Annotated in this window: 6 protein-coding genes; 4 read left to right on the top strand and 2 right to left on the bottom strand. The window is 39.1% G+C overall.

The window, feature by feature from the left end:
* Window positions 1–21: 21 nt before the first annotated feature.
* Complete coding sequence (locus G0028_RS07100; protein WP_180045328.1) at window positions 22–2739, bottom strand: autotransporter assembly complex protein TamA; 2718 nt, start codon at window positions 2737–2739, stop codon at window positions 22–24.
* Between the two features lie 180 nt (window positions 2740–2919).
* Here G0028_RS07100 and G0028_RS07095 point away from each other — a divergent pair, with 180 nt between their 5' ends.
* Window positions 2920–4239, top strand: a complete 1320-nt coding sequence (locus G0028_RS07095) for an MFS transporter (protein ID WP_174492920.1) — start codon at window positions 2920–2922, stop codon at window positions 4237–4239.
* Window position 4240: 1 nt separating this feature from the next.
* Window positions 4241–4876, top strand: a complete 636-nt coding sequence (gene coq7, locus G0028_RS07090; protein WP_180045327.1) for a 2-polyprenyl-3-methyl-6-methoxy-1,4-benzoquinone monooxygenase — start codon at window positions 4241–4243, stop codon at window positions 4874–4876.
* Window positions 4877–4960: 84 nt separating this feature from the next.
* Here coq7 and G0028_RS07085 read toward each other — a convergent pair whose 3' ends face one another.
* Complete coding sequence (locus G0028_RS07085) at window positions 4961–13963, bottom strand: ESPR-type extended signal peptide-containing protein (RefSeq protein ID WP_180045326.1); 9003 nt, start codon at window positions 13961–13963, stop codon at window positions 4961–4963.
* A 251-nt stretch (window positions 13964–14214) separates the two neighbouring features.
* On the opposite strand from G0028_RS07085, the gene G0028_RS07080 reads away from it, so the two are divergent.
* Both G0028_RS07080 and G0028_RS07075 read left to right on the top strand, forming a co-directional pair.
* Window positions 14215–14910: a response regulator gene (locus G0028_RS07080; RefSeq protein WP_130072676.1), complete on the top strand. Its 696-nt coding sequence runs from the start codon at window positions 14215–14217 to the stop codon at window positions 14908–14910.
* Window positions 14907–16775 carry an ATP-binding protein gene (locus G0028_RS07075; protein WP_218946276.1) on the top strand — a complete coding sequence of 623 codons (1869 nt, stop codon included), beginning with the start codon at window positions 14907–14909 and terminating at the stop codon, window positions 16773–16775. Before G0028_RS07080 ends, G0028_RS07075 begins: the two co-directional genes overlap by 4 nt.
* Window positions 16776–16785 lie beyond the last annotated feature (10 nt).

Here is a 16785-nt window from a genome sequence, read left to right as displayed (position 1 = left end):
TGTAAATTTTTATTGAATGAATTAAAGTTGTGAACCAATAAAGAAGTGTAAACGAATTGGATGATCAGGATCGGAAATACCTGATGCAACATCTAAACGAATAGGACCAATCGGTGATTTCCAACGAATCCCGACCCCTACGCCATATTCTGGATCATTGGAAAATTTTTCATCAAAGGCATTACCAAAGTCACTAAAGATCGCTGCACGCCATCCCTCTTTAAATTGATAATTGTATTCTAAAGAACCTACAGCCAAAGCTTGCCCCCCCATTTTATAGCCATATTCTTCTGGGGATAAACTCTTATAGTCAAAACCGCGTAAGCTTTGGTCACCTCCCGCAAAGAAGCGCAAGTTATAGGGGACTTGATCAAATTTTTTGGCAAAAATATAGCCTGTTTCTAAACCTGCCACAAATTGATGATCATCATTTTCCCCGAGTGAATACAATCCTTTCCACGTCGCGTTGACAATTGCCATATCCGTATCAGACAGTAAGCTTTCACTACCGAGTTGTACTTTATAAGATTGTTTAAAACCTCGCGTTGGATTGAGACGATTATCACTGCTGGTTTTCGATGCTTCATAACCCACCAATAAAGATTCTTGCTCTTGGTTCGCACCAGGCACTAAGAATGCTTCAGGAATTTTATCTATGTCCACAATACCTGATTGGGTCACTCGGTCTAAACGATAACGCAGTCCAAAGACATGTTGCCATTCCTTACGAGAACCTTTAATGATACGGTCTGCCCCTGCCACCGCAGACTCAATCACCAAGTTCATATCATTCCCGATACCATCACGTTGTTCGCGCTCATATCCCCCGACTAAACTAATATAGTCATTGAGTGGATGGTTATAAGGAATGTTGTAGCGACCATCAAAAGATTGACGAATTTGTGATAATTCCATATTGGCATCAAATGAATGACCATAATGGTTCACAATGGCACGGCGATATTGTCCACGTAAACGTACACCTGTATCCGTACCATAACCAATACCCGCTTCCACACTATTGAGACGGTCGGCATTTAAAGTGACAATAACAGGAATGACTTTTTCGTCACGAGCTTTTTGCTGTAATAGCTCTGTTTCCGATTGTTTTTCTTGTTGCTGCACTTGTGCAATACGCGCATTTGGATTGATTTCGCTAGCGCTTGTCCCCGCAAATTGCTTTTCATCTACGACGTTTTGTGTCACTTCTTTCGCGGAGAATTGCTGTTTTTGAGTTTCCTTTTGATCTGCAAATGCTGCTTCTGAAACTTTCTCTTGATCCACTAAAGCTTGCAAATCAGGCGGTAATTCTAACGGTTTTTCAATTGGATCTGGCTTAACTGCATCCACTAAGGTGTAGTTAAAATAACGTGAGTTGGTTAAGTTATTCGCTAAAGCATTTACACGCCAAGCGGTATAATCTGCTCCTGCACTCCAAGGTGCCATAGATTTTAAGACTTTTAAATCTATGGGCAATGGCTTGCTTGGATCACTCATTCTAAATTCAACTTCACCGATCTTATAACGCTCACCCGTTTCATAACGTAAGTTAATTTCGGCTTTGTTTTGTGGTTGCGTCACTTTAACATCATGCAAACGCCAGTAGCTGTCAAAGAAACCATTGTTATTGGCAGCATCTACAATCCGTGATTTGGTGGTTTCATATAAACCATGATGTAAAATGTCACCTTCTTCTTGTTCAGGCAAAACACGAATCACTTGGAATTGGGCAAGATTTTGTCCTGCACCCGAATATTCTATCTCTTGTTTTTCAATGGTTACTGGGTCATTGGGTGTGACTAAAACTTTGACTTTATTTTCATTTAATTTCTGAAATTTAAACTGTGCATTATAATAGCCTACTGCTTGTGCGGCTTGATTAGCTAAAGTACGTAATTGTGGAACTGCAGAATTAAAATCAGAAAAAGCTTCTGTGGTAAAACTTGAAAGTTTCGCCTTAATATTATCACCAAGGATTGTAGGTGCACCCTCGACTTCAGCACTGATTCGAGAGACTTTTGCCGTATCAAATTTAGGTGGACGAATACGATATAAAGCCCGTTTGAAAATATTGGCTTCTTTTTGTTCCGTTTTTTGCTCGTTTGAATGATCGGTTAAAGTTTTACCTGATTCATTTTCCTGTACAATAATTTTATTATCTGATTCAATCGATTGCATCAATTGTTCAACATTTACAGGTGCTTGGGTAATTTCGCTAATTTCTTGCTGTGTTGCATCATTGACTGTAATTTCAGGTGCTTTTGCTACCCCATTACGAAAATTTTGTGCCTCGACTTTAGCTTCTTCTGCGACTTTAAAAATTTCATTGGCTAAATTTAAATCAACTGTATTATCAGGCAACTCTTCTAATTGTTCAAACGTTATTGGTTTAAATTCATTTAACTGACCTGCTGCTTGCTCTTGTTGTTGCAACATATCCACGCTATCTATAGCGATGGTTTTTTGATTTAGTTCAGCAACATTCTCGTCTATTTTATCAATTTTTACCTGACTTAAACCTTGTTGTTCTGCCGCTTTTTCAAGTTGTTCTGGCGTATTTCCTGCAACTGTATTTGTAGTTTCTGTTGTTTCAGGTCTGTCCGCAGAGTGTGTAATTTGTGCTAAAAACACACTCAAAAAAACACTTGCACACAACAGTTTATTCCGTTCATTTGTGCTAAAAATATGCTGCATACAATGTGCAAGCACTGATTTTTTAAATTTGATTTTTGCTAGCATAGCAAGCTCTAAACACCCTAAAATATGAATGGAAAATAACAGTAATGAACGTCCCCAGACTACAACTTAAATCACTTGGTTTTTCACATTATCTTGGAAGTTAAAATATCATACATGATTTTGCGATATAGTTACTAAATCTCCACACTTCTTAATATAACTTAAATGAATGGTTTTCCGATGGAAAAAAATGAACATATCTTAGCAACACGGCGTTTTTTGCCCATGTTTATGACCCAATTTTTCGGGGCATTAAATGATAATGTGTTTAAAGGCTCATTACTCCTTGTGATTACCTACGGCTGGATTCATTTACATGGTACAGCGATTAGCACTTTAAATAATCTTGCTGCCCTGTTATTTATTTTGCCGTATTTTATTTTTTCTGCCACGGCGGGACAAATTGCAGACAAATATGAACGTTCTTCTTTGGTTCGTGCCATTAAAATCTTAGAAATTATCATCATGCTACTGGCAACAGTTGGTTTTATGATGGGCAATTTATGGGTTTTACTTTTTGCACTGTTTTTAATGGGCACCCACAGTACCTTTTTTGGTCCAATTAAATATGCGATTTTACCTGAGATTTTAAAACCGAATGAATTAATGTCAGGGAATGCTTTATTTCAGTCAGGCACTTCGATTGCGATTTTATTGGGAACGATCATAGGCGGTGCTGTGATTTCTGTCTCTGCAGGCAATTTAATTTGGATCAGTCTGACGGTTGTGGCGATCGCAGTACTAGGTTTTGTCGCGAGTCTTTTTATTCTTAAACAACCGACTTCAAATACACAGTTAAAAATAGATTGGAATTTTGTGCGTACCAGTTATCAGACCATAAAATATGCGAAAAGTTTACCTTTGGTATTTTTAGTCTTATTAGGAAATTCATGGTATTGGTTTTATGGTGCGACCTATTTAACGCAAATACCACAAGTGACTTTGCAAAACTTACATGCCAATGAAAATGTTTCAAGCCTATTATTGACGTTCTTTTCTGTTGGTATCGGCGTGGGTTCTTTATTATGCCGTAAATTTGGTGGTCGTGAAGTCAATATTAAAATGGTCCCGATTGGTGCAATCGGTTTAACCATTTTCGCTTTTTATTTTGCGGCAAGTTTGGCATTTATTCCACACTATACAGGCGAGTTATTAGGCATTGCACAGGTATTTCAAGCAGGTTGGGCGTATTATCATGTCATGCTTGCTGTCACATTACTTGGTATTTGTGGTGGTTTTTATATCGTACCACTCTATGCCATGATGCAAGCGTATACCCCAAAATCACATCGCGCTCGTGTCGTTGCTGCTAACAATATTTTTAATGCGATATTTATGGTTTCATCAGCAATTTTCTCTATACTTATTTTAAGTGTACTCAAACTTGATATTAAAATATTATTTAGCATTACAGCAATTTTAAGCGGCATATTCTGTATTGGGTTATTAATGCGTTTAAAACCATTAATCGCAACAACTCAAATCACATTGGAGGACTAACATGCGTCATTACACTGGCATCGACAAATTGATTCACTCTTTTGATCAAGCCTTAAGAAGTTTAGTTCCCGGCACGACTTCCGCACAGCGTAGCAATCCTTCTGAAAACACTGAAACCAAGCTTGCTGTCAGTGAAGCACGTCATGTAGCAGGTTTAATGCGTGTCAATCATAGTGGCGAAGTGTGTGCACAAGCACTGTATCATGGACAAGCTTTGACCGCGAAATTGCCCAATGTACGCCGTGAAATGGAGTTTGCTGCGATTGAAGAGCAAGATCATTTGGCATGGTGCGAAGATCGTTTAAAAGAGTTAGACAGTCACACAAGTTTATTGAATCCTGTTTGGTATGGTTTATCTTTTGGTATGGGAGCGATTGCAGGAATTGCAGGAGACAAATACAGCTTAGGATTTGTCGCTGAAACTGAACGTCAAGTGAGTTTGCATTTACAACATCATATTAGCCAACTGCCACCGCAAGATGAGCGTTCACGTAAAATTTTGATACAAATGAATGAAGATGAGTTACATCATCGAGACACAGCATTAAAGGCAGGTGGGGTAGATTTACCAATTCCAGTGAAAATTACAATGACTGCGATTTCTAAGCTAATGACCAAGACCAGTTATTTTATTTAATTTTTTTGTATTTTAATTTTTTAAAATAAGCAATAAAAAGAGCATCCTAGGATGCTCTTTGATCTAAATCAAGTAGAATATGTTTTACCAACTAAAGCCAACACCCACACCACCAGATTTTTCTTCCTCGGTCATAGCACCGCCTAAACTGATGCTGGTATTGTCATTAATCATACGTTGGTAACCCACAGCAACTGCTTTTTCATCCCCTTGAAAGCCTGCACCCACCCCCACTCGATTACGCCCTTTAAGACCTGAAGTACTATTTGCCATGTTCATCATTGCTGCTGTCATCGCCCCCTGACGATCAAAACGTTTATCAACCTCATGGAAACGACGATCTGTTTCTAAACGATGGTCTGAGAATGCACGCTCTAAACGATTAAATTGAGTATCTGTATATTCTTTCGAAGATTTTAAAGTTTCTGCCTCAGCTGCTTGCATTTGTCTTAAGTTCACAGCATCAGTTGCTTCGGTTGCATCTGCCACATGAATGATTTGTCGTTCAGCATCTTTTGCTCCAACAGATACTGTATTATCTCGATCTGATGCTGAATTATTACCTAGAACCACGGCATTTTTGGCTTCAGTGTTGATATTATTTCCTAATACAAAAGTACCATCACCTTTAATTGCATTGTCATTACCAACAGCATAACTATTATTGCCTGACACCTTGTTTGGATCACCAAAAGCACCTGAACGCTCACCAGCCACAATATTCCCTTTGCCCACAGCAGTAGATTGATGACCTGTGACTGTAGAACCTTGCCCAATGGAAGTAGATTGATTGCCTGAAGCCACTGCACCATCACCAATTGCAACAGAACCTGAACCAGTAGCTTGTGCAGGAGTTAAATTATTTTGATCTGCATTTACAGTAACCAAAGGATTACTCTGACTATTGAGCCACTGTTGTTCCGTTCCTTTGTACCCATTTTTTACTGCAACATCATAAGCACTAAGACCTTGATCACCTTTATCGCCTTTCGCACCATCTTTGCCATTTAAACCATCAAGACCATTGCTACCGTCTTTACCGTTTAGACCATCTTTGCCCGACGCACCTGTTAAGCCTTGATCACCTTTATCGCCTTTCGCACCATCTTTGCCATTTAAACCATCAAGACCATTGCTACCGTCTTTACCGTTTAGACCATCTTTGCCCGACGCACCTGTTAAGCCTTGATCTCCCTTATCGCCCTTCGCGCCATCTTTACCATTCAAGCCATCAACACCATTGGCACCTGTATCGCCTTTCGCACCTTGAAGTGAACTAAGCCACTGTGTTTCTGTTCCTGTAAATCCGTTATTTTTTGCAATATCATACGCACTTAAACCATTTGCACCTGCCACTCCACCTGTAATTTCAACTTTAGATAATCGGGTATCTAAATTTGTCAGCTTCGTATCTACAGCAGTCAATGCGCTTCCTACATCTCTGTAATTTCGATTTTGAATCGTAAAGCTTGGTGCAACAAAGTTGCCATTATTAAATGCGGCTCCTCCTCCTAATGATGAAACGAATGCATTTTCATTACGTTGCACTTGGTTCTGTGTCGCTGCAACATTACCACTCAGATTAAAAAGATCCGCTTGAGCTTGCCCTACATCACTCTGCAAATTGGTGATCTGGCTTTCTGCTGTGCCGACACGACCATCTAGGGTGGTCAAATTCGTTTGAGTCGTACCTAAGTTAGTTTGCAAGGTAACAATATCTGTTTCTGTTTGTGTTACACGCGTATCTAGACCTGTAATCGCTGTGCTATTCGTTGTAATGTCTGACTGCGCTTGTACCACATCCCCCTTTAAATTGGTGATATTGCTTTCTGCCGTGCCGACACGACCATCTAGGGTAGTCAAATTCGTTTGAGTCGTACCTAAGTTAGTTTGCAAGGTACCAATATCTGTTTCTGTTTGTGTTACTCGAGTATCTAAGGCCGTTACATTGCTATTGGCGGCATTTAACTGACGGCCTGTCACCGCATCAGTTGAAGTAATATCTAAAGTCGCATCTTGTAAGTTAGTCAGTTTGGTTCCGTTGGTACCTTGTAGACGCACAATATCTTTGTTGACTGTGTCATAAACAACGGCATTCGCTGAAATTCCAACTAAACCATTTTGTAAAGCAGTAATATCATTTGTATTGGTCGTAACTCGCCCATCCAACGCATTCACTGTACTTTGGTCAGCTTTCACCTTTAATTGTCCAAAGTTCACAGCATCATCATCATTAACGCCTGCTTTAAGATTACTAATGATCGTGCCTGCTGTACCTGCTAAAGTAATGTGTTCTTTGTTTGAGCCTGTATCATACAATACAGCATCTGCGGTTTTCTGATCTGTATAGCCTTTAGCAGTGCTTAATGTCGATGCAACTTCTTGATCGGTATAACCTTTGGCAGTGCTTAATGTTGATGTAGTTTCTTGATCTGTATAGCCTTTGGCAGTGCTTAATGTTGATGCAACTTCTTGATCGGTATAACCTTTGGCAGTGCTTAATGTCGATGCAGTTTCTTGATCTGTATAGCCTTTGGCAGTGGTTAAAGTCGATGCAACTTCTTGATCTGTATAGCCTTTTGCAGTGCTTAATGTCGATGCAACTTCTTGATCGGTATAGCCTTTGGCAGTGCTTAATGTTGTGGTTAAACCTGTATTCAAATCCGTAGTGGATGCTTTGGTTGCTAAACCTGTATTTGCATCATTCACTTGATTATTTAATGCCGTGAAATCAGTTTTATCGGTTTTTAAAGCCAAGCCAGCATTTAAATCCGTTGTTGATGCTTTCGTTGCAACTACATCATTGGTTGCATTTAACTGTTTACCTGTTACTGCATCAGTTGATGCTATATCTAAAGTTGCATCTTGTAGATTAGTAATTTTAGTACCTGTTGTACCACCTGCAAGGGTAATTTTCGCTTTGTTTGAACCTGTATCATACAATACAGTATCAGCACTCGGCGCAATCGAACTCAGTGCATTATCCACATACTTTTTATTCGCAGCGTCTGTTGCATTTACCGCATCTGCAACATTGGTTATACGTTTTTCTGCACCTGCTTTGCCTACAGAAACCGTATTTTCTTCACTCGCAACTGAATTATAACCAATCGCCGTAGCATTTTTGGCAGTTGCGATGCTTGCAACACCAAATACACTGCTATTCTCAGCTGCCGCAATGTTTTGGCTACCCACTGCATTACTTGCTTTACCTAATGCGATATTACCGCCTGTTTTTAGGCTATTAATCACACTGGCTTGATTTTCTGTACTTAATGTAACGCCATTGATGGATGTCAATTTAGAAGGATTAGATTTTAGATCATTCCAATTTGTTGCTGTTGTAACAACTGCCACACCATCAATACGATCTACAGTACCTGAAGAGGTAGTCGTTGCAGGTGTTCTAGCACCTAACTCACTTGACAACGGCGCTGGTAAAGTGACCATTAAATGAGAACTACTACCAATGGCTGATGAACCCTGACCTACAGCTGTATTGTTAGAACCCATCGCACTACTTAAATTACCTGTACTACTATTACCCGCACCAATCGCACTCGCATCTTTACTCGTACTCGATGTTCGGTTATTTGAACCAATGGCATTGCTACCTTTGCCATCTGCAAAGTTTCTTAGACCTAAAGCAGAATTGCTTTCACCCAAAGCACTATTACCAAAACCAACTGCACTACTTTGTTTACCAACAATAGTGTTTTGGCTACCGATTGCACTATTTGCATTGCCAATCACCGTATTTGCGCCTTGTTGTAATCCTTGTAAAAATGCTTGTTTTTCGGCTAATGTTAAGGTTGTATTGCCATTCACAGATGTCAGTTTACTTGGGTCATTGATTAAATCTGCCCAGCTACTTGCGGTGGTTGCTACCGTAATGCCTGCAATTTCAGTGATATTTGTAGCTAAACCATAAGGTTTTAATACAATTTCATTCATATCACTCATCGTTGATGACATTGGACCATTGTTAGAAACCAATCGGCCCGCTACAGAAGATGCACCACCGATTGCAGATGAACCTTCTCCACTGACATAGTTATGCGCACCCATTGCACTACTTTGCTGACCCACAGAAGTATTCGCATAGCCTACAGCACTACTGTTTTTAGCAGATGCAAGGTTTTGTACACCAACAGCTGTACTTGATGTTCCAACTGCAATGTTACCACCCTGTTTTGCTGCGGCAATAAAATTTGCAACACGCATTGTATCTGTAACAGGAACACCATTGGCAGTAAAGCCTGTAATATCATCAATGGATGTCCCTGCACCTGTCGTGGTGACAGTCACACCATCGACTGCGGTAATTTTACCTGTGTTGTCTTTTTGCACTGTATGCGCTGTACCACTATAAGCACCTAAAGCATTATCACTGACATCATGGGCATAGTTCTTGGTAATACCTGTACCACCTGTAACGCTAGTCAATGCTTGGTTTAGGGTATTTAAATTCACCGCATCAGTGCCTTTAGTAGCATTTGCCACATTGGTAATGCGTTTTTCTGCACCACTACGCCCAACTGATACTGTATTGGCTTCATCTGCTAATGAGTCAAACCCTAATGCTGTGGCATTTTGTGCGGTTGCCTGACTACCCACCCCAAATACACTACTACGATCAGCTGTTGCACTCACGCCTGCGCCAATAGCAACGGCACTGACACCTGTTGCTGCTGCGGTTTCTGAGTTCGTCAAATTTCTATTATCAATACTCTGATTTGCATTTTGGTCATACCATCCACCAAAGGCAAGCGCACCTGTTTTATTGGCAACTGCACCTGTACCAAAAGCACTACTTACTGTACCAGATGCTGTATTTTTTAAACCCACTGCTGTTGCGCCAGCTCCGGTTGCAGTATTAACTCTACCAATTGCAATTGCTGCACCATAGGAGTAGCCATCAGAAAAAAATGGACTATAACCAGCTTGGTTTATTGGTTGATCTAAACTTGCATCCGCTGTATTCATATTACCTATTGCAACACTTCCTACACTTAGAGCATTATTCTCCCACCCCACCGCACTGCTCCAATCCCCTGAGGCTTGACTTCTCACCCCAACAGCTAATGAACCAATACCTGTCGCCATTTCACCATTAACATTAGAACCTGTGCTTGTATTAGTAGAGTTCACACCAAAGTATTTGGTTTTACTGTCTTTAAGCTGTTTAACATTTACCGCATCGGTATCTGCTACACCTGCTGTTAAGTTAGAAATGGTTGTACCATTAACACCTCGCAACGTAATCACATCGGTGTTGCTGCTGTCATAACCAATTTTTGTTGCCAAACCTGCGGTTAAATCGGCTTGTGATGCTTTAGTAGCTAGGCCTGTTGCAGTATCGGTCACAATATCATTTAATGCGGTTAAATCGGCTGCTGATGCTTTAGTGGCTAAGCCTGTTGCTGTGTCATTAATCGCTGCATCTAAACTTGCAATATCTGTTTTTGCTGCATTTAACTGTTTACCAGTGACAGCATCTGTTGAGTTTGCATCTAAAGTTGCATCTTGTAGATTGGTAATTTTGGTGCCTGCTGTTCCACCTGCAAGGGTAATTGTCGCTTTATTTGAACCTGTGTCATACAACACACTGTCCGCATTTGCTCCCCCTGTTGGAATGGCTGAAATTAACCCTTGTACTTGTGATAAGTTCACAGCATCTTTGGCTTGCGTACCGTCCGCCACATTGCTAATGGTTGTACCTGCTGTACCACCTAGGGTAATTTTGTCTACATTGCCTGCATCATAACCAATTCTTGTTGCTAAACCTGCGGTTAAATCGGCTGCTGATGCTTTAGTTGCCAAGCCTGTTGCGGTATCAGTCACGATGTCTGTTAAATCAGCCAAATTGGTATTGGTTGTATTTAGCTGTTTACCTGTTACCGCATCCATTGATGCGGTATCTAAAGTTGCATCTTGTAGATTAGTCAGCTTTGTACCTGCTGTACCACCTAGCGTTACAGTGTCTTTTGTGGCTGCATCATACAAAACTGCAAGCCCTGCACCACCACCTGCAATAAGACTTTGTACCTGTGATAAGTTCACAGCATCTTTAGCTTGTGTACCATCGGCGACGTTGGTAATTTGTTTTTCTGCACCTGCTTTACCTACCGATATACTATTGACTCGGTCAGTTTCTGAACCATTACCCAATGCTGTAGCACCTTCATGGCTTGCAATGCTGTTACTACCAAATGCGCTGCTATTTAATGCCGTAGCTTGGTTGTTAAACCCGACGGCATTACTCATATGTCCCGATGCAGTATTTTGTACACCCATGGCACTACTTTGTGTACCTGAAGCAATATTGCCTACGCCTAATGCATTCGACAACATGCCATAAGCATCATTAAAACGAGGGGGTTGGTTATGTAGCAAATCTATAAAAATTTGTTTTTCTTCTAAACTCAAACTTTGACCGTTAATTGTATCGATATCCGTAGCAGTCAAGGTTTGAGCAACATTCTGCGCATTAGGATCGGTGATATCATTCTGCGTAATAACATCAATACCATCTATTGTGATTCTTTTTGCATTATTTGAATCGAGTTCAACCCGCATTTTAGGTATATTCGTAATGCTATTCCCCACCGCATTTGAAAGAATGCCTGCGGACGTATTGCCAAAACCCATTGCAGTACTTACAAAGCCTGTAGACTGATTTCCAAAACCTATTGCAGTACTTGCAAAACCTGTAGATGTATTCTGAGTACCAACCGAATTTGCAAACATTCCTGAAGCAGTATTGTTCACACCGACCGCATTGGCCATCAATTCTGAAGCAATATTATTCATACCGACTGCATTGGTTTGTATTCCTATAGCCAAGTTCCCTCCTTTCTTGGCTGCATTTTTAAAGGCAGCAAGTTCTGTCGGGTCTGTAACGGTTAAATAACCTCCACTCATAGGATTTTTTATTTTATATGAAATAATATCATCTATATTTAGACCGTTTGCAGTAACGTCTATTCCTGCAACTTTGGTTAATGTTGTTCCATCATTTTCAGTCAAATGTTGGTTGCCTGTAGCTACGCCTAATGCATTACTACCAGAATTACTTAATACATAGTTATCATTTACAACCGTACTCCCTGTTGGAATGGCGGCAATTAAAGTTTGTACTTGTCCTAAATTCACAGCGTCAGTGTTGGCTGTACCCGCTTTCACATGGGTAATTTGTTTTTCTGCACCTGCTTTACCAACAGATACACTATTTGCACGGTCTGTTTCGGCCTGATAACCAATCGCTGTGGCATTGGCATGATTGGCAACGCTTTGATACCCAATTGCTGTACTAAAATTTGCTTGCGCCTTATTTTCAGCACCAATTGCTGTACTCGATTGTCCAATAGCCTCATTTTTATAACCCACTGCTGTGGTGTCCCAATGGGAGGCCTTATTCTCTACACCTATGGCAGTACTTCCAGCCCCAGAGGCAATATTTTGATAACCTAAAGCAACATCATGATACGATTCAGCTTTATTCTCTAATCCCACAGCAATGCTTTCTGTTCCTGCGACAATATTATTAAGCCCAAGTGCAGTGCTTGATGTACCTGCAGCAATATTCCCCACTTGCCAACTTTGCGCTAAAGCGATCACATTGCGCTTATCATCATCAGATAATAAATTTCCTGATAAACCATTAAATTCTGAAATTTGATTAATATCATTTAAATCATCAATATCAGTGACTGTTGAGGTAATTTGAATCCCAAAAAGAGAACTTAATGTACCCCCTGTACCGTTATATTCTGGATCAGCACTTAAAGTAAATTGTCCAGAGCCACCTAAAGCAACAGAAAAATCGCCTAAAGCCGCATTCCATGAACCTACCGCATTGGCTTGTGAGCCTGTAATATTGTTTCTGCCTAATCCTGTACCTGTATTACCTACCGTATTATTACGGCCTACCGCAATACCAGAATTTTGTACTGAATTATTGCGTCCAACACCTAATGCACTGTCTCCAACAATATTATTTGTTCCCATCGCATCGGAATCTGATTCCACAGTATTTTTTAGTCCAAACGCCGTGCTAGTCGATGACATAAAACCATTCACGGTATTCAGTGTACCCACACCAATGGATAAATTTCCCGAAACATGATTACTTGTTCCAATAGCATTGGCACCAATACCATTGGCAATATTTTTACCACCATTTTTAATCAGTGCTAAAAATGCATCCTTATCAAAAGACCAAATTAGACCACTTGTTTGGTCAAATTCATACAAAGTATTTGCATTTAATTCTGCCAATGTTGTAGCTGAAGTATTCACTCGAATACCATCTATGGCAATAATATATCCATTTACATCCTTCGTTAATTTGGAGGTATCAATCCCCGCACCTATTGCATTAGACAATGTATTTGAAGCCTGATTATTATTCCCTATTGCATTAGAATTACCACCTGAAGCTAAATTCGATGACCCCATACTGCTACTATTAACGCCACTTGCCCAATTGTTATTGCCAACCGCAGTGCTATTTTTCCCAAGTGCTAAATTTCCACCTTGCGTCATTTTTAATAATAAATTTTGAGCTTCAATCGGTGTAATGGCTTTACCATCAATATGGGTTAAATTGGCAGGATTAGCCAAAATATCAGCCCAAGTTAAATTTACGTTATTACTGGCTAAAGTAATGGCCAAACCATTGATATGTGTTATCGCATTTAAGGTATAACTCTTTGAAAGTACAGGTGTTGTAGAAGTCACAAAAGGGCTTGCACCCATTGCAGTACTACCTGTATTAAAAGTTGTATTATTGATACCACAAGTAAAATTCGTAGGATCTAGGGATGGACTTGACGGTGGTACAGACGATAAGCATTCCACAGCCCAACTGCTATTTAATCCGAGTAACAACATGGTGGTTGCCAATAAAGTACGACTTAAAGGCACCGCTAACCCTACAGATGTATGAACACTGTTGAGTTGTGTAATTTTTTCAGAAACACCGCCTTCTGTATGCTGTTTTTTTCCTGAATTTTTGGCATTTTCAGACACAACAACCATACGTCCTAAAGACTTATTCCAAATTTTTTTAAAAATGTGATTCATGACTTAAACTTCCATTTATGTAGTAATTGTTATTATTTCAGTACATATTTGTTATTTTTTATATCCCTGAGATCAGGTATTCTGACTAACATTATTTAAAATAAATAAAAATTAATATTTCCCAACGACAACAATATTATCTTTAAACTTTGTTAAATTACGCCAAAAAACCATCAAATACCCAATTTCAGGGATATGCAAAGCATAAGAATAAAGGCACAGTATAGAAAATAAATTATTAGAGAGTTGTGATGATTAATAATGAGTTAAGTTTACCTGTTCCTGTCATTATTGTTGAAGATGAACCACTTATCCAAGTTCGCCTCAAAGAAATATTACTCAACATTGGCTATATGCCTGAAAATTTGTTTTTTGCAACCAATTTAAAACAAGCCCATTCCTTATTACAAAGGCATTCTGTTTCATTTGCACTCATCGATCTCGGTTTGCCTGATGGCAATGGCATAGATTTTATTAAAACTTTAAAAAAATATGATCCGAGTATTTTAGTGCTCGTTGTGTCAGCATGGAGTACAGAAGATGCGATTCTCATGGCGATCAGTGCAGGTGCAACAGGCTATGTGTTAAAAGAACGAGATAACCTTGAAGTTATGCTCTCTATCCGCAGTGTACTTCGTGGCGGTGCTCCGATTGATCCTTTTATTGCACAAAAAATCTTACAAAAATTGCATTTAGATGAATCATCAAGCCAAGTCATGTCAATTGAATCAACTAAAAAACAAGAAAATACCGAAGTTTTATCCAAACGTGAACAAGAGATTTTAATTTTAGTTTCACAAGGTTTAAGCAATAAAGAAATTGCGGAACAGCTCAATCTTTCTCGTTATACCATAGAGTCACATGTCAAACATATTTATAGAAAATTATCGGTATCGACGCGTATTATGGCTGTAGATGTTGGACGAAATTTAGGAATTTTAGATTGATTTTACGTCTAATTTTAAGCTTTGCTTTATATTTTATTTTTCACCTCACTTATGCACAGCCTTTGGTAGAAACACCCACAACATTAAATAACTGTGATTTTAAAATCATCAGCACACAAGTGGTTAAAGTCACCGATAACTCAGACCAGATTCCTCAAACAGGATGGGAAAATATAGCTTTGCCACACAATTGGGATATAGCATGGAAAAACTACTCAGGTACAGCATGGTATAAAATTCTTTGGCAACGTCATTGCAACTCAAAAGTTGCTCAAGTACAGCCTGCTGCTTTTGTTGTCGATCGGATTAACATGGCAGGAGCAGTCTATAGTAATCATGAACTCCTTTGGCATGATCAATCTATGGTTGAGCCTTTATCTCGTAGTTGGAATATTCCACGGATGTGGATCTTACCCGCTTCCACCCTGAACTCAGATACAAATGAAATTTTGATTAAAGTCATTGGAGTACAAACTCAAGCGTCAGGTTTAAATAAAATTGTGTTTAACTCAGTCGATTATATTACTCAGTTGCATCAACAATATATTCTTGAAAGACGTAGCACTTATTTTATTAATCTAATTATTACTTTGGTTTTAGGCTTAACAGGTTTGTTTATATGGTTATTCCGTCGTAAGGAAGATGCTTTTGGTTGGTTTGCTTTAACATCGCTATTTTGGATTTTATTTATTAGCAATATTTTAATGACCAAACCATTGCCATTTACAGATACATTGCTGACATCTCGTCTAAATATAATATTTCTATTGGGCTATGTAAGCTGTTTATGTTTATTTTCATGGCGCTTTGCCAAACAGCGCTATCAAAGAACAGAATATATCTTGTTTGGTATCAGTATATGCCTCGCTATTTTATTATTAGTTGTACCGCTACCATATTTAAAAAATACCCTTCTATTTTGTTTTATTTATAGTGCTTTAGTATTTTTTAGCAACTGCCTATACTTTCAATGGCTGGCGTATAAAAATCGTAGTGCCGAAATATTTATGTTAGCAGCAGTTTTTATTATTTTTATAGTGATTTGCCTACATGACGTTGTAATCTATCAAGCTAATATTCATGCGTTTTTGTGGTTACCATTTGCAGCACCTGTGACCAGTTTGGCGATCTCCTGTATTTTAGCATGGCGCATTGCACAAAATATTAACCAAGTGGAGCTATTTAATAAAAAATTGAGTAAGACAGTTGAAACAATTACCTTAGATTTAGAACAATCATTAAGTAAAAAATATCAACTTGAAGCCAATAATATGCGACTCCAAGAACGTTTAAACCTTGCGCATGAATTGCATGATGGTTTAGGTGGCTCAATTTCCCGTTCAATGATTTTGCTCGATTTAAATGACAATATCGACAAAGCACAAATGATGTCGATACTTAAACTATTACGTAATGATTTACGTCAAGTTATAGACTCAGGTTCTAGCTTTGGCTCTAAAGTTCCTGACAATCCTGTACTTTGGGCAGCTCCCGTACGCCATCGTTTTGTACAAATTTTTGAAGAAATGGATATACATTCAACATGGCAAATGCCAACTGCATGGAAAAACACACCAAGTATGATTCAATCTCTTACTTTGGCACGTGTCGCTGAAGAAGCTCTCAATAACATTGTCAAACACAGTCAAGCCACAGAAGTGAAAGTGACCTTATATGAAAATGAACAAGCATGTTTAATTTTAGAAATTCAAGATAATGGCGTTGGCTTTGATGCGGCTTCGGTACAGCAAGGTTTTCATGTCGGTTTACACAGTATGCAAGTGCGTGTGCAGCGCTTAGGCGGTGATTTTGAAATGTTATCAACAGTAGGAGAAACCATCATTCGTACATCCATTCAACTGTAAAACCAACTCA

It is taken from the genome of Acinetobacter piscicola (genome assembly GCF_015218165.1).
GTDB lineage: Bacteria > Pseudomonadota > Gammaproteobacteria > Pseudomonadales > Moraxellaceae > Acinetobacter > Acinetobacter piscicola_A.
Note: the sequence above shows the minus strand (reverse complement) of the source record. Positions and strands in the feature narration are given on the sequence as shown.

Excerpts from the sequence above, each read along its gene's own strand:
- G0028_RS07085 (WP_180045326.1), bottom strand. The coding sequence starts at position 13,963 with ATGAATCACATTTTTAAAAAAATTTGGAATAAGTCTTTAGGACGTATG.
- G0028_RS07095 (WP_174492920.1), top strand. The coding sequence starts at position 2,920 with ATGGAAAAAAATGAACATATCTTAGCAACACGGCGTTTTTTGCCCATG.
- coq7 (WP_180045327.1), top strand. The coding sequence starts at position 4,241 with ATGCGTCATTACACTGGCATCGACAAATTGATTCACTCTTTTGATCAA.
- G0028_RS07080 (WP_130072676.1), top strand. The coding sequence starts at position 14,215 with ATGATTAATAATGAGTTAAGTTTACCTGTTCCTGTCATTATTGTTGAA.
- G0028_RS07100 (WP_180045328.1), bottom strand. The coding sequence starts at position 2,739 with ATGCTAGCAAAAATCAAATTTAAAAAATCAGTGCTTGCACATTGTATG.